This window comes from Halomonas sp. BLK-85, assembly GCF_044792155.1.
Lineage (GTDB): Bacteria > Pseudomonadota > Gammaproteobacteria > Pseudomonadales > Halomonadaceae > Vreelandella.
Genome location: NZ_CP087731.1, coordinates 3021262 through 3043618, shown reverse-complemented (window position 1 = coordinate 3043618; position 22357 = coordinate 3021262). Strand labels below are relative to the sequence as shown.

The 22357-nt window shown below is 56.6% G+C and carries 25 protein-coding genes; 19 read left to right on the top strand and 6 right to left on the bottom strand.

All coding sequences use genetic code 11. From position 1 onward, the window contains the following. Nucleotides 1–218 precede the first annotated feature (218 nt). The 9 genes from LL947_RS13935 (at nt 219) to dtd (ending at nt 8180) form a co-directional block, all read left to right on the top strand. On the top strand, nt 219–848 hold the full coding sequence (locus LL947_RS13935; RefSeq protein ID WP_499833527.1) for a c-type cytochrome: 630 nt from the start codon (nt 219–221) through the stop codon (nt 846–848). Nucleotides 849–990: 142 nt separating this feature from the next. Then, nucleotides 991–1623: a thiol:disulfide interchange protein DsbA/DsbL gene (locus LL947_RS13930; protein WP_404418040.1), complete on the top strand. Its 633-nt coding sequence runs from the start codon at nt 991–993 to the stop codon at nt 1621–1623. 53 nt (nt 1624–1676) lie between these two features. Continuing rightward, on the top strand, nt 1677–2495 hold the full coding sequence (locus LL947_RS13925) for an endonuclease/exonuclease/phosphatase family protein (protein WP_404414750.1): 819 nt from the start codon (nt 1677–1679) through the stop codon (nt 2493–2495). Between the two features lie 121 nt (nt 2496–2616). Continuing rightward, complete coding sequence (locus LL947_RS13920) at nt 2617–3177, top strand: TRAP transporter small permease subunit (RefSeq protein WP_290822189.1); 561 nt, start codon at nt 2617–2619, stop codon at nt 3175–3177. Then, on the top strand, nt 3177–4583 hold the full coding sequence (locus tag LL947_RS13915) for a TRAP transporter large permease (protein WP_404414747.1): 1407 nt from the start codon (nt 3177–3179) through the stop codon (nt 4581–4583). The genes LL947_RS13920 and LL947_RS13915 overlap by 1 nt, the downstream gene beginning before the upstream one ends. Nucleotides 4584–4824: 241 nt before the next feature. Beyond that, the gene (locus LL947_RS13910; RefSeq protein ID WP_499833526.1) at nt 4825–5934 is read left to right on the top strand and encodes a TRAP transporter substrate-binding protein; all 1110 of its coding nucleotides are present in this window, start codon (nt 4825–4827) and stop codon (nt 5932–5934) included. 147 nt (nt 5935–6081) lie between these two features. Then, complete coding sequence (gene thiD / locus LL947_RS13905; protein ID WP_404414741.1) at nt 6082–6921, top strand: bifunctional hydroxymethylpyrimidine kinase/phosphomethylpyrimidine kinase; 840 nt, start codon at nt 6082–6084, stop codon at nt 6919–6921. A gap of 216 nt (nt 6922–7137) precedes the next feature. Beyond that, a complete protein-coding gene (locus LL947_RS13900; RefSeq protein ID WP_290822182.1) occupies nt 7138–7710 on the top strand; it encodes a chalcone isomerase family protein in 573 nt (190 codons plus the stop codon). A gap of 32 nt (nt 7711–7742) precedes the next feature. After that, the gene (gene dtd, locus LL947_RS13895) at nt 7743–8180 is read left to right on the top strand and encodes a D-aminoacyl-tRNA deacylase (protein WP_290822180.1); all 438 of its coding nucleotides are present in this window, start codon (nt 7743–7745) and stop codon (nt 8178–8180) included. An 8-nt stretch (nt 8181–8188) separates the two neighbouring features. Here the strand turns inward: dtd and LL947_RS13890 are convergent, their stop codons facing one another. After that, a complete protein-coding gene (locus tag LL947_RS13890; protein WP_499833525.1) occupies nt 8189–10147 on the bottom strand; it encodes an ABC-F family ATP-binding cassette domain-containing protein in 1959 nt (652 codons plus the stop codon). Nucleotides 10148–10176: 29 nt separating this feature from the next. Between LL947_RS13890 and LL947_RS13885 the strand changes: the two genes are divergently transcribed. The 7 genes from LL947_RS13885 to LL947_RS13855 all read left to right on the top strand — a co-directional run bounded on the left by LL947_RS13885 (nt 10177) and on the right by LL947_RS13855 (nt 16471). Beyond that, nucleotides 10177–10758 (top strand): TIGR02444 family protein, encoded by a 582-nt coding sequence (locus LL947_RS13885; RefSeq protein WP_499833524.1) that lies wholly within the window; start codon nt 10177–10179, stop codon nt 10756–10758. A 202-nt stretch (nt 10759–10960) separates the two neighbouring features. Continuing rightward, nucleotides 10961–11992 carry a TRAP transporter substrate-binding protein gene (locus LL947_RS13880; RefSeq protein WP_499833523.1) on the top strand — a complete coding sequence of 344 codons (1032 nt, stop codon included), beginning with the start codon at nt 10961–10963 and terminating at the stop codon, nt 11990–11992. A 117-nt stretch (nt 11993–12109) separates the two neighbouring features. Further along, complete coding sequence (locus LL947_RS13875) at nt 12110–12691, top strand: TRAP transporter small permease (RefSeq protein WP_290822172.1); 582 nt, start codon at nt 12110–12112, stop codon at nt 12689–12691. Between the two features lie 50 nt (nt 12692–12741). Next, nucleotides 12742–14025, top strand: coding sequence for a TRAP transporter large permease (locus tag LL947_RS13870; RefSeq protein WP_290822169.1), 1284 nt, complete (start codon nt 12742–12744; stop codon nt 14023–14025). A 30-nt stretch (nt 14026–14055) separates the two neighbouring features. Beyond that, nucleotides 14056–14499, top strand: a complete 444-nt coding sequence (locus LL947_RS13865) for a universal stress protein (RefSeq protein WP_290822166.1) — start codon at nt 14056–14058, stop codon at nt 14497–14499. 196 nt (nt 14500–14695) lie between these two features. Further along, entirely contained in the window at nt 14696–15373 is a 678-nt protein-coding gene (gene bamJ, locus LL947_RS13860) for a BamJ family beta-barrel-assembly machinery protein (protein ID WP_290822165.1), read from the top strand. A 6-nt stretch (nt 15374–15379) separates the two neighbouring features. Beyond that, on the top strand, nt 15380–16471 hold the full coding sequence (locus tag LL947_RS13855) for a PHB depolymerase family esterase (RefSeq protein WP_499833522.1): 1092 nt from the start codon (nt 15380–15382) through the stop codon (nt 16469–16471). A gap of 1 nt (nt 16472) precedes the next feature. Here LL947_RS13855 and LL947_RS13850 read toward each other — a convergent pair whose 3' ends face one another. Then, entirely contained in the window at nt 16473–17093 is a 621-nt protein-coding gene (locus tag LL947_RS13850) for an SCO family protein (RefSeq protein WP_290822161.1), read from the bottom strand. Nucleotides 17094–17097: 4 nt separating this feature from the next. Next, nucleotides 17098–17559 (bottom strand): hypothetical protein, encoded by a 462-nt coding sequence (locus LL947_RS13845; RefSeq protein WP_499833521.1) that lies wholly within the window; start codon nt 17557–17559, stop codon nt 17098–17100. Nucleotides 17560–17759: 200 nt separating this feature from the next. On the opposite strand from LL947_RS13845, the gene LL947_RS13840 reads away from it, so the two are divergent. Continuing rightward, complete coding sequence (locus LL947_RS13840) at nt 17760–18686, top strand: AEC family transporter (protein WP_499833520.1); 927 nt, start codon at nt 17760–17762, stop codon at nt 18684–18686. Between the two features lie 309 nt (nt 18687–18995). Beyond that, on the top strand, nt 18996–19994 hold the full coding sequence (locus LL947_RS13835) for a 2-hydroxyacid dehydrogenase (protein WP_290823533.1): 999 nt from the start codon (nt 18996–18998) through the stop codon (nt 19992–19994). A gap of 19 nt (nt 19995–20013) precedes the next feature. Here the strand turns inward: LL947_RS13835 and trmB are convergent, their stop codons facing one another. Genes trmB through thiS form a run of 3 tightly spaced genes read right to left on the bottom strand, consistent with a single transcriptional unit; the run spans nt 20014 to nt 21832 of the window. Beyond that, nucleotides 20014–20766, bottom strand: a complete 753-nt coding sequence (trmB, locus tag LL947_RS13830) for a tRNA (guanosine(46)-N7)-methyltransferase TrmB (protein WP_499833519.1) — start codon at nt 20764–20766, stop codon at nt 20014–20016. A gap of 22 nt (nt 20767–20788) precedes the next feature. Further along, complete coding sequence (locus LL947_RS13825) at nt 20789–21583, bottom strand: thiazole synthase (RefSeq protein WP_404414715.1); 795 nt, start codon at nt 21581–21583, stop codon at nt 20789–20791. A 39-nt stretch (nt 21584–21622) separates the two neighbouring features. Continuing rightward, nucleotides 21623–21832 (bottom strand): sulfur carrier protein ThiS, encoded by a 210-nt coding sequence (thiS, locus tag LL947_RS13820; RefSeq protein WP_404414712.1) that lies wholly within the window; start codon nt 21830–21832, stop codon nt 21623–21625. 140 nt (nt 21833–21972) lie between these two features. Here thiS and LL947_RS13815 point away from each other — a divergent pair, with 140 nt between their 5' ends. Beyond that, nucleotides 21973–22353, top strand: coding sequence for a DUF423 domain-containing protein (locus tag LL947_RS13815; protein WP_499833518.1), 381 nt, complete (start codon nt 21973–21975; stop codon nt 22351–22353). Nucleotides 22354–22357: the final 4 nt, after the last annotated feature.

Here is a 22357-nt window from a genome sequence, read left to right as displayed (position 1 = left end):
GCATTCCCGCCGCTGGGGTGATTCGTTATAATGTGGTTTGATTATATCTGCGACCTAGGGCGCTAGTGTACCATCGCGCTCTAACCGCCAGCGACAATTCAGTCCGTGTCTTATCACCTGGCTGTCGCGGCAGACAGAGCTGACCCTGGTAGTGTGCTGAACCCGGGCAGCGCCCGGGGTGCGTACCAGTCACCAACTAACGGCATAGTGGAACAGCAATGAGAAAGTTACTGGCAGTCCTAGCAATTACCATGGGTGCCGTTGGCACCGTTCAAGCCCAATCAGAAGATCTACGATCTAATGCTGACCCGAGTGCCGGCGAAGAAATGGCGGCAAGCTGTGCAGCGTGTCACGGCCAGGAAGGTATCAGTTCCGTAGGTTCTTTCCCTAACCAGGCAGGTCAGCAGATGTCCTATCTGGCCAAGCAGATCATGGATATTCGCGATGGCCACCGCGAAGTCGCCCAGATGGCCGGGCAGGTGGACGACTTTTCCGATCAGGATGCCTGGGATGTCGCTGCTTACTTCGCCGAAATGGAGCCCAACGTTGGTCAGGCAGAAGATGACGCCGAGCTTCTGGCACGTGGCCAGGAACTGTATCGTGCAGGCGATATTGGTCTAGGCATTCCGGCGTGCTCATCCTGCCACTCGCCAACGGGACAAGGCCTTGGTACGGCCGTTTATCCAGCGCTTTCGGGCCAGCACGCTGAATATACGGTATCGACCCTGCAGGATTTTGCCGCAGGCGAACGTCACAATGACCCCAATGCCATCATGCGCGATATCGCCTCCAAATTGAGTGACCGCGACATGGAAGCCGTGGCTAACTATGTACTGGGTCTGCACTGACGATCCAACGCTGCAGTTTTCAACAAGCGCGCGCTTCACGAAGACGAGCGATCAGAAGTGAACCATAAGGCTGCCGGAGCGGTCTTATGGTTTGTTTTGTGTGCAGGTTTATCGGTCATTTGCTGAGTGGAGAAAATTGATGATGCTAAAAGCGCTGATGGTAGCGGCGACGGGGCTGGTCTTTTCAACGGTGGCAGGTGCTCAGGAACTGGTCGAAGGCCAGCACTATGAGCGTCTGGAAAGCCCCGTGGAAACCGTGGTGGATGAGGGTCAGATCGAGGTAACCGAAGCGTTCTGGTTCGGCTGCCCGCATTGCTATCGCCTACAGTCATCCGTCACTGACTGGTATGAAACCCTTGAGGATGATGTCCGTGTGGTCAAGCTGCCGGCCACCATGGGTGGTGACTGGAACACCCATGCTACCGCTTTCTATGCAGCTGAGCAGCTCGGCATTGAAGAGGACCTGCATGCCGATTTCTTTACTGCCATTCATGAAGACGGTCAGGCATTGAATGACACTGACGATATTGCGGCCTTTTTTGCCAACTACGGGGTGACAGAAGACGAAGCCCGTGATGCCTTGACGTCCTTTGGTGTTCGCAGTGACGTTAACAGTGCCAATGGTCGTATGCGCGATATGCAGTTGATGGGGGTGCCGGCACTGATTATTGATGGCCAGTACCTGGTATCGCCCAGCAGTGCAGGTAGCCTGGATAATATGCCTCAGATTGCCGAGACGCTGATCGCCCGTATTCGTGAAGAGCGCGCCGAGTGATTGAGTCTGAATGATCAAGCCAGGAAGACGTTCTGAACGGAGTGCCTGCCCCCATGAGCCAACTGGATGCCCGGTTACCATCGTTTGCTGATGGCCACCTGCGTCTGCTGACATTCAACCTGCAGGTGGGGATCCAGACGTCTGCCTATCATCATTACCTGACCCGAAGCTGGCAGCATTTTCTTCCCCAGCGCGAGCGCAATCAACGCCTTGAATTGATCAGCGAAGTGCTGGGACGTTTTGATATCGTAGGCCTGCAGGAAGTGGATGGCGGCAGCTTCCGCTCCGGGCGTGTCAATCAGGTGCGCTACCTGGCAGAACGTGCGGGCTTCCCGAATCATTTCCAGCAGCTCAACCGTAATCTCGGCAAGATCGCCCAGCACAGCAACGGCCTGCTGTCTCGCCTTAAACCGACGCGGCTGGAAGAACACCGTTTACCCGGTACCCTGCCTGGGCGTGGTGCCATTCACGCCCGCTTCGGAGAAGGGCCTGATGCGTTGCATGTGTTTGTTGCCCACCTTGCCCTTAGTCATCGGGGGCGTACCCGCCAGCTCAATTATCTGAGCGATCTGATTACCCCGCTGCGCCATGTGGTGGTCATGGGCGATCTGAACTGCACGCCGGAACAGATTCATGCCCATGCACGTTTCAGCGAGTCCCTGCCGCTGCATCCCGTCAAGCCGTTGCTCAGCTATCCTTCCTGGCAGCCTCGCCGCGCACTCGATCACATCCTGCTTTCGCGCAGCCTGGAAGCGGCGGAAGTGCAGGTGCTGGATCATCTGTTTTCTGACCATCTGCCGCTGGCAGTGGACCTTCCTCTGCCAGCCGAGTGCCTGGAAACTCTGAAAACAAGCTGCCCTGCCAGGGCATAGGCAGACGACGCTGCGTTGACCACGCGAATGCTGCGTGGATTGTTAACACTGCATTCTATACCTGGATGAGGTATGGTCTCAGGCGCTGATTTTTTCTGACGCTGGATACGAGACGCTGCCCATGTCCCAGACTTCACAACTCCCCCCTTTGGTGCGCGCGCTGGATAGTGCCTCAGAGTGGTTCGGCCGCAGCCTGGCCTGGCTGATCATCCTGATGATGCTGATTCAGTTTGCCATTGTACTGCTACGCTACGTTTTTTCGGTCAACAGTGTCTTCATGCAGGAGCTGGTGATGTATATGCATTCGGCTGTCTTTATGCTCGCCGCTGCCTACACGCTTCGCCATGACGGACATGTGCGGGTTGATATCTTCTACCGCAAGATGGCGCCTCGCCGACAGGCGCTGATCAACCTGTGCGGTATTGTCTTCCTGCTGATGCCGGTCATGGTATTCATCATTGTTTCCAGTCTGGGTTACGTCGGTAACTCATGGCGAATTCTGGAAACCTCACCTGATTACGGGGGCATTCCTGCGGTGTTTTTGCTTAAGACCCTGATTCCATTATTTGCCCTTTTCATGCTCATACAGGGTGCCGTTGAGCTGGTGCGCAATGCCTACATCCTGACGGGCCGGATTGTACCGCCATCGACAGGTGACGAGCATCTGGAGGAGCGCATCTGATGCTGGAATTCATGCCGCTCATTCTGTTTGCCGTCATCTGTATTGTCCTGATGTTTGGCTTCCCGGTTGCGTTTTCGCTATCGGGCACTGCTCTGGTATTTGCAGGCCTCGGTCTCGGGCTTGAAGCCATGGGCGTGGATGCCAACTTTGACGGCGGTTATCTTGCCGCGCTGCCCAACCGGCTATACGGCATCATGACCAACACTACCCTCCTGGCAGTGCCGCTGTTCGTGCTGATGGGAGTGCTGCTGGAAAAATCCAAGGTCGCTGAAACGCTCCTGGATGCCATGGCACTGCTGTTTGGTTCCCTGCGCGGCGGCCTGGGTATTTCGGTCACCCTGGTCGGCATGCTGATGGCGGCATCAACCGGCATTGTCGGCGCGACTGTGGTGACCATGGGGCTGATGTCGTTGCCGACCATGCTCAAGCGCAATTACTCCATGTCGCTGGCCACGGGCACCATCTGTGCCACAGGTACCCTGGGCCAGATTATTCCGCCGTCCATTGCTCTGGTCCTGCTGGGGGATGTCCTGTCGTCCGCTTATCAACAAGCCCAGCTGGATATGGGGATCTTCAGTCCCAAGACTGTTTCAGTAGGCGATCTGTTCATGGGTGCCCTGGTGCCTGGCCTGATCCTGGTCGTGCTGTATATGCTGTATATCGCGGCGACTGCCTGGCTGCGCCCGCATACAGCACCGCCTGCGGATCGTCAGGAACTGATGGATGAACTGGGCCACACCTCCGGCATCGGCTGGTTGCTGCTCAAGGGTCTGGTGCCGCCTGTGGTGCTGATTGTAGCCGTGCTGGGCTCCATCCTGAGCGGTTTTGCCACGCCGACCGAAGCCTCCGCTGTGGGTGCCTTTGGCGCTCTGGTGCTGGCCTTGGCCTATCGCCAGCTTGACATTGCCACGCTGAAAGATGTCCTGCGCTCCACAACCCACGTCACCACCATGGTGTTCATGATCCTGATTGGGGCGGCACTGTTTTCGCTGGTCTTCCGTGCCTATGGCGGCGAGCACATGGTCACCGAGCTGTTTGAAGGCATGCCGGGCGGTGTGATCGGGGCAACCATCATCGTGATGCTGGTGATCTTCCTGTTGGGCTTTATTCTTGATTTCATTGAGATAACGTTTGTCGTGGTGCCGATTGTCGGGCCTATTCTGCTGGCCATGGGGCTGGATCCGATCTGGCTGGGCATCATGATTGCGATCAACCTGCAAACCTCATTTTTGACACCGCCTTTTGGCTTTGCGCTATTTTACCTGCGCGGTGTTGCGCCGCCATCAGTGCCCACCTCGGCGATCTATCGCGGTGTCATTCCGTTCATCCTGATTCAGCTGGGGATGCTGCTGATGCTGTCCTTCTACCCGGAACTGGCGACCTGGCTACCCAGCCAGTTTGGCTAGACCGTCTTGGATTGAATATTGAAGTGCCAAGCAGAGAGCTCATTGGACTGAGTTGAAAGCAGAGGCTGCTATCAACGCTGCCCCATGGCAAGCTTGACGGGGATCAAGATGGTGCATTTTAATTTTAGTTAACCACCTGCTGCACTCTCATGCAGCAGGTGATGATTATCTGGCGCCAGGTGTACGTGACTATCGGGTAACGTACACATCACCCGAAAAACACTGATAACAAGGGGTTTATATGCAAGTTAAAACACTGACAGCAGCCGTTGCCATGACCACCGCCATGTCTACAGGCATGCTGGTCGTATCCAGCCTGGACAATCAGGCCCAGGCGCAGGAAACTTTCAGCTGGAAAATGGTCACCTCGTGGCCGAAAAACTTTCCGGGTGTCGGCCAGGGGCCAGAGCGCCTGGCAGAGCTGGTTGACGAAATGTCAGATGGTCGTCTGACTATTGAAGTCTTTGGAGCTGGCCAGCTGGTGCCGGGCTTTGAGGTGTTTGATGCTGTCTCCGATGGCACGGCAGAGCTGGGTCATTCGGCCTCTTACTACTGGAAAGGCAAAGCGCCCGAAGCCCAGTTTTTCGCCGCTGTACCGTTTGGCATGAATGCTCAGGAAATGAATGCCTGGCTGCACTTCGGCGGCGGTATGGAGCTATGGGACGAAGTCTATGAGCCCTTTGGGGTGGATGTCATGGTGGCAGGCGCTTCGGGTGTGCAGATGGGCGGCTGGTACAACAAGGAAATCAACTCCCTTGACGACCTTGATGGCCTGAAAATGCGTATGCCAGGCCTGGGTGGCGAAGTCATGAGCCGTATGGGCGTAGCGATCGTCAACATGCCGGGCGGTGAAATTTTCACCTCGCTGCAATCCGGTGCCATTGATGCCACCGAGTGGATTGGCCCCTACAATGATCTGGCGTTTGGCCTTCATCAGGCGGCCGACTATTATTACTATCCGGGCTGGCATGAGCCGACGGTCATGTTTGAAACCATTGTCAACGAAGAGGCACTGGACGAACTGCCGGACGACCTGCAGGCGATCCTGACCACGGCGGTGCGTGACATCAACGCCAACGTGCTGGATGAATATACCGCCCGTAACAACGATGCACTGGAAACCCTGGTCAACGAGCATGACGTTGAACTGCGCCGCATCCCTGATGATGTTCTGGCTCAGGCCCGCGAACACTCCCAGGAAGTGGTTGCTGAGCTGGCAGAATCCAGCGATCTGGCCGCCCGTATCCATGAGTCCTACAGCACCTTCCAGGACAAGGTGGTCAACTACCATGCCATTTCCGAGCAGGCGTACTACAACGCCCGTAACCCGGAAGGCGATACCACCGAATAAGTCTTTCGGCGGTAATAAACACGGCTGCCTGCGGGCGGCCGTTTTTTTATCTGGCTACTTTTATCTCTATCTATTTACTATATCTGGATATCATGTGCCGCCGGCTTCCAGGCTGGCCTTCAATCGGGTGGTGAACAAGGATCTCTTATGGCAACTCAACGGGTATCTTCGGGTGCGTCATCAATCAACAATGTCTTGACCATTGCGGGCTCTGACCCTTCCGGTGGGGCAGGCATTCAAGCAGACCTGAAGACCTTTTCGGCCCTGGGCACCTACGGTACCAGTGTGATCACCGCCCTGACGGCGCAAAATACCCAGGGAGTGCGCGGTGTCTTTCCCGTGCCGGCATCATTTATTGCTGAACAGATGGCCACCCTGCTGGATGACGTGACGCTGGATGCGGTGAAAATCGGCATGGTCGCCAGCCGTGACGTGGCTGAAGTGATTGCCGACTGCATAGGGCATCGACGCCCGCGCTGGGTGGTGCTGGATCCGGTCATGGTAGCGAAAAGCGGTGATGTGCTGGTGGATGATGCAGGGATTCAGGCGGTGCGCGACATCCTGATACCGCTGGCTGATGTAATCACCCCTAACCTGCCAGAAGCTGCGGTATTGCTGGGCGGCAGTACGCCTGAATCAACCGCTGAGATGGAAGCTGCCATGCCCGCGCTGTGTTGTCTGGGGGCGCCTTATGTGATGCTTAAAGGTGGCCATTTACAAGGCGGTGACTGTTCGGACCTGCTGGCGACGCCGAATAGTACTACCTGGCTACCGGCGCCGCGCCTGGCAATTGATAATCTTCACGGTACGGGGTGTTCGCTGTCATCGGCCATTACCGCCTGCCTGGCCAACCAGCCCAGTGAGGCGCCGGTGGAAGAAGCCGTTCGTGCCGCCAAGCAGTGGTTGCATGCTGCGCTGCAGGCCAGTACACGGCTTGATGTCGGCCAGGGCCGAGGCCCCGTGCATCATTTCCATGAATGGTGGTGAGTCGTAGGGTGGATGCCCGGCGTCATCCGCCATTCACTCGGCTCGCTTTAAACGATGAAATACAGGGCGGATGAACGACGCAATTCACCTTTTTCTCGGTGATTGGACGAAGTATGAACGGCGCCGCGTTGTATTGAATGGGTCTATTTTATGCGGAACTTATACGCTGAATAATGGTAAGTATAGGAGTCTCTCATTCCCGTTGGTGGAGGTTGTATGTGGATTCATAAACGTCTAGCCGCTTGGCTGGTAGCCGGATTGCTTCTGGCGGCAACCGCAATGGCACAGGCGGAAAGCGTCACCGAAAAGGGCGAATCTTTCAGCCGTACGGTAGAGGAAAATGGCCAGCGCTATGAGCTGTTAGGTACGGGTGTGTTCAAGTACATGATCTGGACGGCCTATGCGGGGGCCTATTACCAGGGTGAAGGCGTCACGGATCCTCAGCCGCTGAGTGATGTGCCAAGACGTCTGGAGCTGGCGTATTTCCATGATATTGACGCTGAGGATTTCGCCGATGCCACGCTGGAGACGATTCAGAAAAATCTGACAAAGTATGAATTCGATCAGATCAAAGAAGACATCGAGGCCTTGAACGCTCGTTACCGCAGTGTGGAAGAAGGTGACCGCTATGTATTGAGCTGGGACGGCGAGCAGCTGAGGCTAGCCTTGAACGGTGACGTGCTGTTTGAAGGCGGCGACGCGGATGCGGCAAGCGCCATGTTTGGTATCTGGCTGGGTGAAACGCCGCTTGGCGAAGATTTCCGGGATGCACTGCTGGCACGCCAATAGCCCGACGTTTCAGATGAACCCCTTGAGGCACTATGAAAGCATTGATACAGCGGGTGTCGCGAGCCAGCGTCGAGGTGGAGGGCAGGACAGTCGGCCAGATTGGCCAAGGGCTACTGGTGTTGGTAGGGGTGGAAAAAGGCGATGACCAAGACCGTGCCGACATCTTACTGCATAAACTTCAGAACTACCGCGTGTTCAGCGATACGCAAGGTAAGATGAATCTCAATGTCCAGCAGGCAGGCGGTGCCCTGCTGCTGGTTTCCCAGTTCACTCTGGCCGCCAGCACCCGTAAGGGCCTGCGGCCGAGTTTTTCCAGCGCCGCTGTGCCCGAAGAAGGTGAGCGGCTGTTCAATTATCTGGTGGCTCAGGCGCAATCAGGGGATACGCCGGTGGCTACCGGCGAATTCGGCGCCAATATGCAGGTCGCGCTGATCAACGATGGTCCCGTGACCTTTATGCTCGAAAGCTGAAGCGTGTCTTATCCTCTCTCGGCTTCCAGTAATTCCGCCTCAGCGGTTTCCAGTTCTTCCTCGGCCGCCAGCCAACGCTGCTCGGCGTCATCCAGGCGAGCTTTGATGTCAGCCTGTTTGGCGAGTACGTCCGTCAGCTCTGCTTTGCGGCTGGCATCGGTGTAGAGTGCCGGGTCAGCCAGCCGGTCTTCCAGTGCCGTCAGGGCGTTCTGTTCCTTTTCCATGGCTTTTTCAGCCTGATCGCGGACCTTTTTGATCGGTCTGAGCTTTTCACGCATCTCGGCTGCGGCCTTGCGTGCAGCCTTGCGTGCTTCGCGGCTGTCTCCGCTGGCCTGCTGATGCTGATGATCCGCCTTATCACTGCGAGCGTCGCGGCGCTGTGATTCAAGGCGTTCTTTCAGCCATTGGCGGTAGTCATCCAGGTCACCCTCAAAGGGCTCAACCCTGTGGTCGGCGACGCGCCAGAATTCATCCACACTGGCACGCAGCAGGTGGCGGTCGTGGGAGACCAGAATAACGGTGCCCTCGAAGCTGGCCAGCGCCTCGGTCAGCGCTTCGCGCATTTCCAGGTCAAGGTGGTTAGTCGGCTCATCAAGCAGCAGCAGGTTAGGTTTCTGCCAGGCCACCAGCGCCAGGGCCAGGCGGGCCTTTTCGCCGCCGGAAAAGGTGGCCACCTCGCCAAAGGCATCGTCTCCGGCGAAGCCAAAACCGCCAAGGAAGTTACGGATATCCTGGTCGCTGGCGGTGGGCGACAGCCGCTGAACGTGCATGAAAGGGGTTGCCTTGATATCCAGACTCTCCAGCTGATGCTGGGCAAAGTACCCAACCTTCAGGTGCTCGCCGGGCACACGCTTGCCGGCCAGCAGGGGCAGTTGGCCGATCAGACTTTTGATCAGGGTGGATTTACCTGCCCCGTTTGGGCCCAGCAGGCCGATCCGGCTGCCGGGTAATAAGGTCATATTGACCTTATCGAGCTGGATAATATCACCCTCTTTACTTTGGTAACCCAGCTGCGCCTGATCAAGCACCAGCAAGGGGTGTGACGTTTTATCGGCGGCAGGCAGGCGGAAGTGGAAAGGTGAATCCACATGCGCAATGGCAATATCGCCCATGCGTTCGAGCATCTTGACCCGGCTCTGGGCCTGGCGGGCCTTGTTGGCCTGTGCCTTGAAGCGGTTGATGAACCGTTCAATCTCTTCGCGCCGGGCCTGCTGTTTGGCGGCTTCTGCACGCTGCAAGGCAAGCTTTTCAGCCCGGGTGCGTTCAAAGCGTGAGTAGTTGCCTCGGTAGAGTTCTACGCTTTGCTGGTGCATATGCACTATATGGTCACAGACAGAATCAAGAAAATCCCGGTCATGGGAAATCAGCAAGAGGGTGCCCGGGTAGCGGGTCAACCACTGTTCAAGCCACAGCAGGGCATCAAGATCCAGGTGGTTGGTCGGCTCATCGAGTAATAGAAGGTCAGATGGCATGAAGAGGGTGCGGGCCAGATTGACGCGCATGCGCCAACCGCCGGAAAAATCGGACAGCGGGCGTTTAAGATCCGTCTGCACAAACCCCAGGCCAACCAGTAACTGTGCGGCCCGGGATTCTGCCCGGTAGCCGTCAAGGGTTTCGATCAGGCCATGTAGCTCTGCCTCGCGGTGGGCAGCGCCGGACGCCTGGGCCGTCTCAAGGTCGGCTTGTGCCTGGCGCAAGGCAATGTCACCGTCCATCACATAGTCGATAATGGCGCGGTCAAGGGCATCCACTTCCTGAGCCATGTGCGCGATGCGCTGGTTGCCACTCATTTCAACCTCGCCCTGATCCACGCCCAGCTCACCCAGCAATAACTTGAACAGGCTGGATTTTCCTGCGCCATTGGCGCCGATAATGCCAGCTTTAACGCCATCATTAAGAGTAAGATCAGCGTTATCGAGTAGCCGTTGTGTGCCGCGTTGTAGTGCGACCTGGCGCAGTGCGATCATGCGTTCTCCCGAAAAGAGGTTGGCAATTGATGAATAATTCTACCCGATTGGCAGCGCTTCAGCAGGCTTCGCTGTGGTCCTTTGCGCTGCGTTTTTATGCCTTGCCGGATGTCGAGGCAGCCTTTCTGCGTCTGCAGGATGAAGAGGGTGTGGATGTGTGTGAAGTATTATTTCATAGCTGGCTATTTATTCACGGCCTCGAAGCCAATCCCCAAGCGCTAGCCATTGAGCGGCGCGAAAGAGCCCGCTGGCAAAGGGATATTACCGCCGTGCTGCGCCAGTTGCGCCAGGCATTAAAGCATGAAGCCTTAACGGCGGGGGCAGATTCCGGCGTGACCGAACTGCGCAACACCATCAAAAAGGCAGAATTGTTGGCTGAGCGTGAAAACCTTCAACGCTGGCAGGCATGGGGGCAATGGCATCAACAGGCAACAAGACTCCTGCCTGATAAAGCGCGTTCGACACAAATGCTAGCTGAATGGCTGAAGTTAAGCGCTACTTGTTCGCATTTTGATATCCCCTGCAGTTCTGAAAATATTACGTTGCCTGCTATTCAAAATCCTTGGGTAACCATAGCGTCGCGGCTTGACCCCTTGATAAGGGCGCGCTAGCCTGAATTTACGCTGTTTTTGTTCAATACTGACAGTAAATCGGTTCAGGTTTTTCCTGGTAGTGTTGAATGTCAGTCAACGCATCATTAGACATTCTACAGTGTTGCCGTTTGCTTCAGGGTCAAAACAGATCAATGCGCAGATACCAGGTGGTCAGTTTGCGCTGACACCTACTGCGCACCATTGAAACGGGGAATAACGCATGAAGTCGACCAAGTCTGTTACTACCAAGCTACTTACTACGGCAAGCGTAAGTGCCTTATTGTTAGGCCTTTCCGGTGCTGCATCTGCGGAGAACTGGCGTTACGCCCATGAAGAATATGAAGATGATGTCCAGGACGTCTTTGCACATGCTTTCAAGGATTATATCGAAGAAAACTCTGACCACACCGTAGAAGTCTATCGTTTCGGCGAGCTGGGCGAATCTGACGACATCATGGAGCAGACCCAGAACGGTATCCTTCAGTTCGTCAACCAGTCACCCGGCTTCACCGGCTCCCTGATCCCGGAAGCACAGATCTTCTTTGTACCGTATCTGCTGCCGACCGATGAAGAAACCGTCATCCAGTTCTTCAATGAAAGCGAAGCGATTCATGACATGTTCCCGGAACTCTATGCTGAAGAGGGTCTGGAACTGCTCAAGATGTACCCGGAAGGTGAGATGGTTGTCACTACCGACGAACCGATCAGTTCGCCGGAAGATATGGACAACAAGAAAATCCGTACCATGACCAACCCGCTGCTGTCGGAAACCTACGATGCCTTCGGCGCCACGCCGACACCGCTGCCCTGGGGTGAAGTCTATGGTGGCCTGCAGACGGGTATTATCGATGGTCAGGAGAACCCGATCTTCTGGATTGAATCCGGCGGCCTTTATGAAGTGTCCCCGCACCTGACCTTCACGGGTCATGGCTGGTTCACAACTGCCATGATGGCCAATCAGGATTTCTACGAAGGCCTGTCTGATGAAGATCAGCAGCTGGTGCAGGAAGCCTCTGAAGCAGCCTACGATCATACCATTGAGCATATCTCCGGTCTGGCTGAAGAATCACTTGCCAAGATCCAGGAAGCCTCTGATGAAGTCACGGTAACACGCCTTTCTGAAGAGCAGATCCAGGCCTTCCGTGAGCGCGCTCCTCAGGTCGAGGAAGCCTTTATTGAAATGGCTGGTGAAAGCGGTGAGGAACTGCTGCAGCAGTTCAAGGATGACCTTGAGGCTGTCACCAACGATTGATTTCTGTTCGCTTGGAGTAAGTTCGCTAATACAGTAACGAAAAGGGGCAGCAAAGGCTGCCCCTTTTTAGTTCACGCAAACGACTTGAAGAATAGCGTGGTGAAAAGGAGTCAGGCGATGACGACTGAAGAAGAAGCCGAAAAAAATTATCGCTCCGGCCTGCCGGGGATTCTTGGGGTAATTGATACTTTTATCAGTAAGGTAGAAGCCGCTATTCTGGCGCTGGGCGTGCTATTGATGGCGCTTAATACGGTGACCAACGTTGTTGCCCGTTTTGTGTTTGGTAATAGCATCATGTTTTCAGGCGAGCTGAACCGTATCCTGATTATCATGATCACCTTTGCCGGTATCGGTTACGCCGCCCGCCACGGGCGACATATTCGTATGTCGGCGATTTACGATGCACTGCCTGTCGGCGGGCGCAAGGTGTTGATGATCTTTATCGCCCTGTTTACCTCTGCCGTCATGTTTTTTCTGTTCTATTACTCGCTGGTGTATATCGCCGATATGTACAGCAAAGGGCGTGTTCTGCCTTCCTTGCGGCTGCCAATCTGGATCATTTATATCTGGGTGCCGCTGGGTTTTCTGGTGACCGGTATTCAATACCTGCTGACGGCCGTCAAGAACCTTACCAGTCGGGATGTGTACCTCTCGACCGGCGTGGTGGATGGATACAAAGACACGGAAACTGAGGTTTGATGCTGGGCCATGTGTCCGCGCACATGTATTAGCGCCTAAGGGGAACTGCTATGACAACGATAATGGTCGGCACCATGATAGCCCTGCTACTGCTCGGCTTTCCCATGATGATTCCACTGGTTACCGCGGCGGTAATCGGTTTTTACATGATGTTCAATGGCTTGGGCCAGATGGATACCCTGATACAGCAGATGATGGCGGGGATTCGTCCGGCATCGCTGATCGCGGTGCCGATGTTTATTCTGGCGGCTGATATCATGACCCGAGGTCAGTCTGCCAATCGCCTGATTGCGATGGTGATGTCGTTCATTGGCCACGTCAAAGGCGGTCTGGCGGTCAGTACGGCGGCCTCATGTACCTTGTTCGGGGCCGTGTCCGGCTCCACTCAGGCCACGGTAGTGGCGGTGGGTTCACCGCTGCGTCCGAAGTTGCTGAAAGCTGGCTATTCCGACCCCTTTACCCTCGCCCTGATCATCAACTCCAGTGATATTGCTTTCCTGATTCCGCCGAGTATCGGCATGATCATCTATGGGGTCATTTCCGGGACCTCTATTGGTGAGCTGTTTATCGCGGGTATCGGGCCGGGCCTCTTGATTCTGCTGATGTTCTCTGCCTATTGCGTGACCTATGCCATCGTCAAGAAGGTGCCCACCGAGCCCAGGTCTAGCTGGCGTGAACGTGGCAAGGCGGTGCAGATGGCGCTGTGGCCACTGGGCTTCCCGGTCATCATTGTCGGTGGTATCTACGGCGGCATCTTCAGCCCGACAGAAGCCGCCGCGGCCTGTGTACTCTATGCGGTACTGCTGGAGTTCGTGGTATTCCGTTCACTCAAGATGAATGATATCTATGCCATTGCCAAATCAACCGGCTTGATCACGGCGGTGGTGTTTATTCTGGTCGCGGTCGGCAACGGCTTCTCCTGGATCATTTCATTTGCCCAGATCCCGCAGACCATTCTTGAAGCAGTCGGGGTGAATGAGGCAGGACCCACCGGTGTATTGATTGCCATCTGTATCTCCTTCTTTGTGGCCTGCATGTTTGTTGATCCCATCGTGGTCATTTTGGTGTTAACGCCGATCTTTGCCCCTGCGGTGGCTGCCACCGGCCTGGATCCTGTTCTAGTAGGTATACTGATCACTCTGCAGGTGGCAATAGGGTCGGCAACGCCGCCCTTTGGGTGCGATATCTTCACTGCGATTGCGATCTTCAAGCGGCCTTATCTGGAGGTGATCAAAGGCACCCCCCCGTTTATTTTCATTCTGATCCTGGCGGCCACCCTGCTGATCATGTTCCCGCAGATTGCGTTGTTCCTGCGTGATATTGCCTTCCGCTAGGTGGTTAAACCGCCACAAGGAGACAGCTTGATGTTCAACCGTATACTTATCCCGGTAGACGGCTCCAAGGGCGCCCTGAAGGCTCTGGAAAAAGCGGTGGGTCTACACAGGCTGACCGGTGCCGAACTGTATTTTCTGTGTGTTTTCAAGCATCACAGCTTGATGGAAGCGTCTCTTTCCATGGTACGTCCCAACAAGGTGGATATTCCGGACGATGCCTTGAAGGAATATGCCACCGAAATTGCCGTGCATGCCAAATCCCATGCTATTGAGCTGGGCGTGGAGGGCAGCCTGGTGCGTGCCTTTGTCAAGGGCGGGCGCCCCTCGCGAACGATCGTGCGCTTTGCCCGCAAGCGGGAGTGTGATCTGATCGTGATTGGCGCCCAAGGCACCAACGGTGAGAAAAACTTGCTGCTGGGAAGCGTTTCCCAGCGGGTTGCCGGTGCGGCACATTGCCCGACCCTGGTGGTCTGAACCTCAACTTTCAGCGTGGTTTGCTGTCACAAGGGTCACCCGTCGTTTCAGGAAGATGCACCCTGAGACGGCGGGTGTTACGCTTTGATATCTGTTCTCCAGGACCGTCTTGAAGGGCTGCCTTCCAAGACTGTCGTCAAAGTCTGTCTGCAAAGACTTTCCGCCAAGAATTTTTACCAATGACATAAGGAAGACCATGAAAACGTTTTTTTCGACTGCCCTGCTGAGCACCTTGCTGGTGGCCCCGTTTGCCGCTGCTGCACCGGAAACCGATGAAGAACGCCTGGCCTATAGCCTGGGTGTCACCCTGGCTGAAAGCATGCAGGCCGATATTGCCGAACTGGATGTGGACAGCCTGACGGACGGCATTCGCGATGTGTTCGAAGACAATGATCTGGCGTTGAGCGAAGATGAAATGGCCGAGGCGCTGGCAAGCTTCCAGGAACAGGCAATGGCCGAACGCGAAGCGCAGGCCGGCGCCATGGCCGCCGAAAATCTGGAGGAAGGTAAAGCCTTTCTGGCCGAGAATGCCGAACGCGAGGAAGTAACGGAGACTGATTCCGGCCTGCAGTATGAAGTACTTGAATCAGGTGATGGCGCTTCACCGGGTGCAGAGGACACGGTGGAGGTGCACTACGAAGGCATGCTGCTGGATGGCACTGTGTTTGACAGCTCTTTTGAGCGTGGCGAGCCGGTCAGCTTTGCGGCCAATCAGGTGATTGAAGGTTGGCAGGAAGCGCTGCAGCTGATGAGCGTGGGCGATACCTGGATGCTCTATATTCCTTCAGACCTGGCCTATGGCGAGCGCGGCCAGGGCCCGATTGGCCCAAATGCCGTTCTGACCTTCCGTGTCGAACTTCTTGATGTCGAGTAACCCTGCATGTTGAAGACCACCGGCCATCGTCACTCCGCAGCAGCACGACTGATGCTGGGAGCCGTACTCGTGTACGCCTTGCCTGCCATTGCTCAGGAAGACGATGCTCCACCGGGCACCTTACCGTCGCTGGGGGCTGCAGACGCGGGCGCCAGCGTGGTCGGCGTGTCGTCGGGTGGTTATATGGCACTGCAGCTGGCGGTGGCCTGGCCCGAGCGGTTTGCGGGAATGGGCGTATTGGCAGCAGGACCCTGGAGCTGTTCCCAGGGTTCGCTCAGCCTGGCGCTTAACCAGTGCATGATGACGCGCCGGGGGGCGCCATCGCTTGAGACGCTGAACACCCGTTGGGCCAATTACCGCGAGCAGGATCAGGTGGGTAGTGAGCCTTCTCGCGGTGACCTGCGGGCCTATGTCTGGCATGGCGAAGAGGATACGGTGGTTGAACCGGAACTGGGAGATCTGCTGGCCGAACAGCTGGAACAGTGGCTGTCCAGCGATGATCAACTGAAGGTGGCGCGTAGCGCCCAGACGGGGCACGGCTGGCCGGTTTCTTTGGCGGGCAACAAGCAGTCGCTCTCTCAGCCGTTGGGGAATTGCCAGTCTGGCGGTGGCAGTCATCTGCTGGCCTGTGATGAAGACATTGCCGCCGATATGCTCGACTGGCTTCACCCCGACGCGGCACCCGCTGAAACGCCTGCCGACCAGGGCGAGCTGATTCGCTTTGACCAGAGTGATTTCGATGCCAAGGGACTGGCAGATAACGGCTATGTCTACCTGCCGGCAGGCTGTGACGAAGGTAGCTGCGAAGTCACCATTGCCCTGCATGGTTGTCAGATGAATGCCGAACAGATTGGTGAAACCTTTGTGCGGGGAACTGGCCTGAACGAATGGGCAGACCAGCACGGCCGGATTGTTCTCTATCCACAGGCTGAAAGCACTCTGGCGAATCCGCAGGGCTGCTGGGACTGGTGGGGCTTTGCGGAAAGCAGTTGGCAGCTTAATCCTCTGCACGATACCCGTCAGGGAACCCAGGTCAGCGCCTTGATGGCAATGCTGGATCGCCTGCAGTCATCCAGCAATGCCGACAATAATGAGTAATTTAACTATTGAGCGCGGTTCTTAATGCGGTTACCAGCCCTTCGGGGCTGGACGAATACAGTACACGCTCAAGAATCCTGCCTTCACGGTCGACCACATAAAGCGATGAGCTGTGGTCGATGGTATAGCCCATCGCCGAGTTTTCTGCTTCCACCCGCCGCCAGATCACCCCATAGCGGCTGGCCAATTCTTCAAGCTGTTGCTGTGTGCCCGTGGCGCCGATAAAACCTTCCCCGAAAAAGCCGGTGTACTCCGCCAGCCGCTCCAGGCTATCGCGCTCCGGGTCGACCGAAATCATCAGTGGGACAACACGCTCACGCTGCTGCGGGGACAGCTCAGCCAGCGCCTGTTTTTTGACGGCCTGGTTCATTGGGCACACATCCGGGCAATAGGTGTAGCCAAAGGTAACAATGGCAACCTGATTGTCGTCCAGCTGGGCCAGGGAAAAATCGCCACGAGTAGACGCCAGTTCAATGGGACCGCCGGGTAGCCCGCTGGTCGGCTGCGGGTTCTGGCCGGAAAAGTAGTGATTGAGGGCAAAGGCGCCGGCAGCGGCTATAAAAAGTGCAAGCAAGCCAAGGCTGACCAGAAGGGTGAAGCGGCGAGAAACAGGGGATGACATAGGATCAGCTCCGGATAACGTCAAAATCGAACCAGGTGCCCAATCGGCCATCCGGGGTATCGACGATGACCCGGGCGCGCCAGGGCATGACGGATAACGTACACACACCCAATTGCCCTTGGCCTTGAAAGTCGTCATTCTGTGTAGCGGACAGTGGAAAGCGGTTAATGCCCATATCCATGTTACGACCAATAAAATCAACTTCAGCAGCGCTGACGTCCATTCCCTGGGTGGTAACGGTCAGGGGAAGTGTTTCCAGTGATTCGATGCGCCCGTCAACACCGACAGTCAGTGTGAGCGACCCCTTGTCTCCCAGCCGGGCTGAACAGGTTTCTGTGTGCAGGTCGCAGGAGCTGGAGGGCGGATGCCAGGTAACATCCCCGTCGCTGCGTAACCAGTACGAAAAACCGTACCAGCTGAGTGCGGCCAAGGCGATACCAGTGACCAGGATAAGTACCTGAAGCACTGGAAAACCTCCAGCACGAGCTGTTTGGGTGGAAGTGTTCATGACAGAACCATGGTGACGTTAGCCGAGAAACTCGTGTATGGCTGGCTTAAATGACACACAATGCACAGCCATCACGAAGAAAGTTTTCTTAAATAAAGATAATAACAGCAATTGGCACGATATCACTGTGCTGGGATGTCGCAGGTCAGGAGAGGGTCATGGCGGAGGGTGGCAGTATTATCGGGGCACTGGGCCCCTTGTTTCTTCTTATCTTGTTGGGCGCCCTGTTTGGCTACTGGCGCTGGCCAGACGTCAGGTTCTGGCCACAGCTGGAAAAGATCATCTACTTCGTGCTGTTTCCCGCCATGCTGGTCAGCACTCTTGCCACTGCCGATGTGGCCTCAGTACCGATTGGCCGCTTGGCACTCACCCTGCTAGGCACCTTGAGTGCGTTGGCGCTACTGCTGTGGGCCATGCGCGGTTGGTTGCATCTGGAGGCGGCAGCCTTTACCTCGGTCTTTCAGGGGGCCTTGCGTTTCAACACTTATGTGGGGGTGGCGGGGGCTGCGGCCCTGCACGGCAGTGCGGGAGCGACCACGGCAGCAGTGGCAGTCGCCTTGATGGTGCCGGTGATCAACGTTATGTGCGTGGCCAGCTTTGTGGCGGCAGGCACGCTGGGCAAGGCCAGTATGCGCAAGAGTATTGCCGCCCTGGCACAAAACCCCTTGATCCTGGCGTGTCTGTTGGGAATCGGTTTGAATCTCAGCGGTATCGGCTTGCCTGGCTGGAGCCAGGACACAGTGACACTGCTGGGGCGTGCGGCCCTGCCCCTGGGGCTGGTGGCGGTTGGCGTAGCGCTGCGCCCGACGGCTTTGTTGCGCCTGGACAAAGGAGTGGTGGTCAGTAACAGCGTCAAGCTGTTGCTACTCCCCGCACTGGTGCTTGCCGTGGCCTGGCTGCTTGGGCTGGATGCTGTCACCCGTGATGTTGCCCTGCTGTTTGCGGCTCTGCCCACGGCAACGTCTGCGTATATTCTGGCGCGCCAGCTAGGAGGAGATGGAGAACTGATGGCAGCCATTATTACCGGGCAGACGCTTCTGGCAATGCTGACGTTGCCGCTCTGGCTCCAGCTGTTAATGGGCTAAGAGGCCTCTGCAATAAAGTAAATAAAAAAGATTCGTATTAATGTTGACGCGGTAAATGAGAATGATTATATTATATTTGTCAGCGTTTGATGAGGCGCTGGCACCATGACACTCACTAGGTAACGAATCTTCACTTATTACCTGTCGTGGTTTCTCCCTCTCATTGCTATTCACGGTCTTTTTGCCGCCTCTATCGGGGCGGCTTTCTTTTTCATAGCGTCCATCTCTTAAGTTATGCGGCCTTGCTTCGTGTACTCATGGCAGGGCACTCTGGTTGTTGACATCAACGACGAAGGTAGAGAGAACGCTATGCGTATTGCAGTATTCAGCGCCAAACCTTACGACGAAACATTCCTCAAGCGTGCCAATGCCACCAGACACCATGAGCTGAGTTTCTTTGACGCCCGACTGAATGTCGACACTGCGGCGCTGGCGCAGGGCTTTGACGGCGTATGTGCCTTTGTTAACGACCACCTGGACGCTGACGTGCTCACTCTCCTGCATGAAGGGGGAACGCGTCTGGTGGCGTTACGTTCGGCGGGCTTCAACCACGTTGACCTGGCGGCAGCAGAGCGTCTCGGCATCACTGTCGCGCGAGTGCCTGCCTATTCGCCCCACGCAGTGGCAGAGCATGCGGTGGCGCTGATTCTGAGCCTCAACCGGATGACCTTCAGAGCCCACAGCCGGGTGCGCGATGGTAACTTTTCACTCGATGGCCTGTTGGGCTTTGATCTCTACGGTAAAACGGTCGGGGTTGTTGGCACCGGGCAAATCGGTCTGATTTTCGCCGATATCATGCACGGTTTCGGTTGCCGTATTCTGGCGAGTGACCCGTTTATAAACCCGGATGCAAAAACCTTTGTGGAATACGTACCGCTGGAAACCCTCTACGCCGAAGCGGATATCATCTCGCTACATTGCCCGCTGACCCCTGAAACCGATCATCTGATTGATAGCGAAGCAATTACCCGGATGAAACCCGGAGTAATGCTGATCAATACCGGGCGCGGTCGAGTGGTGGACACCCAGGCCGTAATGCATGGCCTGAAAAGCGGCCACATCGGTTACCTGGGCCTTGACGTGTATGAAGAGGAAGACCAGCTGTTTTTCGAAGACCTGTCCTACAAAGTGATCGACGATGACCAGTTCATGCGTTTGACCACCTTTCATAACGTGCTGATCACCGGGCATCAGGCCTTTTTCACCAATGAGGCGCTGACCAATATTGCGCAAACCACCCTGAACAATATTGACGCCTTTGAAAATGGCAGCGGCGAACTGCACAGGGTAGTGATGGATCAGTCCTGATGCTGGCGTTTAAACTGATTCAGCAGGTTTCATCTTTCCGGCGATAAATCAGGTCCCAGACGCCGTGGCCGAGTTTTTCACCGCGGGCTTCAAATTTGGTGAGCGGGCGAAACGCCGGGCGTGGCACATAAGGCGCGGTCTCCTGGCTGGCGGTATTGGCATAGCCGGGCGCGGCGTCCATCACCTCAGCCATCCATTCGGCGTAGGCTTCCCAGTCGGTGGCCATATGCAAGGTGCCGCCGGGCTTTAGGCGGGTGCGAATCAGCTCAACAAAGGCAGGCTGCACAATCCGCCGTTTGTGGTGCTTTTTCTTCGGCCAGGGGTCGGGGAAGAACAGTTGTACTGTGGTCAGGCTGGCCTCGGGAATACACTGCTCCAGCACCGCCAGAGCATCTTCACGGTAAACGCGCAGGTTGGTCAGCCCGCGTTTATCGGTCTCATCCAGCAGTTTGCCCACCCCAGGCGCGTGGACTTCTATGCCAATAAAGTCGGTCTCAGGATGGCGTTCGGCCTGCTCGATCAGCGAATTGCCCATGCCAAAGCCGATTTCGACTACCCTGGGGGCCTGGCGTTCGAACAGGGCATCCAGATCCAGGCGCCCATCAGCAAGCGTCAGCCCCAGGCGCGGCCAGACAACCTCGAGTCCTCGAGTTTGAGCCGGGGTCATGCGGCCGGCGCGAATCACATAGCTTTTGATGCCGCGACGGTGCAGCGGCGCCTCAGCGTCTTGCGGGCCTGTGGTGGTATCAGCGGGGTGTTGGGAGTCTGTCATCAGTGTCTCTTGAGTCAAGCGTTCAGCTATTGATACGCCCGGCAAAGGGGGAAGAAGGGTCGGCGCTCTGGCGGCGTGGCATACGCCCTGCCAAAAAGGCATCGCGGCCTGCTTCAACAGCCTGCTTCATGGCGCGGGCCATGCGTAAAGGGTCGCGGGCATGGGCAATGGCGGTATTCAGCAGCACGCCATCGCAGCCAAGTTCCATGGCCATGGCCGCATCCGACGCCGTGCCGATACCGGCATCCACCAGGACGGGGACGCTGCTCTGCTCGACAATCAGGCGCACGTTATACGGGTTCTGGATGCCATGGCCCGAGCCAATCAGCGAGCCCAGCGGCATGATGGCGCAGCAGCCCATGGCTTCCAGCGCGCGTGCCACAATAGGGTCATCGCTGGTATAGACCATGACATCAAAACCATCGGCCAATAGTGTCTCTGCGGCTTTCAGTGTCTCAACCACATTGGGGTAGAGCGTATGATCGTCACCCAGCACCTCAAGTTTGACCAGGTTATGGCCATCCAGCAGTTCGCGCGCCAGGCGGCAGGTGCGCACGGCATCCTTGGCGGTATAGCAGCCGGCGGTGTTGGGCAACAGGGTGTAGCGCTGGGGGGACACGGCATCCAGCAGATTGGGCGCCTCTGCGTCCTGACCCAGATTAGTGCGGCGTACGGCAAAGGTCACCACATCCGCGCCGCTTTCGGCAATGGCAGCACCGGTTTCGTCAAAATCCTTGTATTTGCCGGTGCCCACCAGCAGGCGGGAGCTGAATTCGCGCCCGGCAACGGTCAAGGGAGTGTCAGTCAATGGCGTCATAGCGGTTCCTTGTGAAAGCAAAAACGTAAGGCGGATGTGCTAGCCGCCGCCGATGGCGTGAACAACCTCCACCTGGTCGCCCTCGGCCAATGGCGTCTGGGCGTGCTGGCTTTTAGGGACGATTTCTTCGTTGATTTCAACGGCAATGCGTCGCCCCGTCAGGCCAAGCTGTTCAATCAATTGGTCGAGGTGCGTGCCTGCTTCCAGAGGATGAGGGTCGCCATTCAGGCGGATATGGATCATTGTCATGGAGAGCCTGCTTGCCAGCTAGTGAGTATCAAGGGAAAGCCTGAAAGGCCTTATTGTAACGGTTTAGCCGCTATCAGGCAGCCTTAAAAGCGGGTATAAAACCGCCAAACCCCTTACATCAGACAACAGGAGAACGCAGTATGCAGCCGATCAATCGCTGGGCCTGGTGCGGTGTGGCGCTTTCAGGCGCGCTGATGGTCGCACTCGGCGCCTACGCCGCCCACGGCCTGAGTGCCAGGGTCAGCGTGGAACTGGTCAGCGCCGTGGAAACCGGGGTGCGCTACCAGGCCTGGCACACCCTGGCCATCATGGCTGTGCTGGTATGGCGCCATGTGCAGCCGATGGCCGGCCAGCGCTGGGTGATGGCGCTGTGGGCGCTGGGCATGCTGTGTTTCTCCGGCTCGCTGTACCTGATGGCACTGGCGGGGTTGAGCCTTGGTATCGTCACGCCGATGGGCGGTGTGTTCCTGATCAGCGGCTGGCTGACGCTGGGCGGGGTGGCATGCAAGGGTAGCCATTGACGGA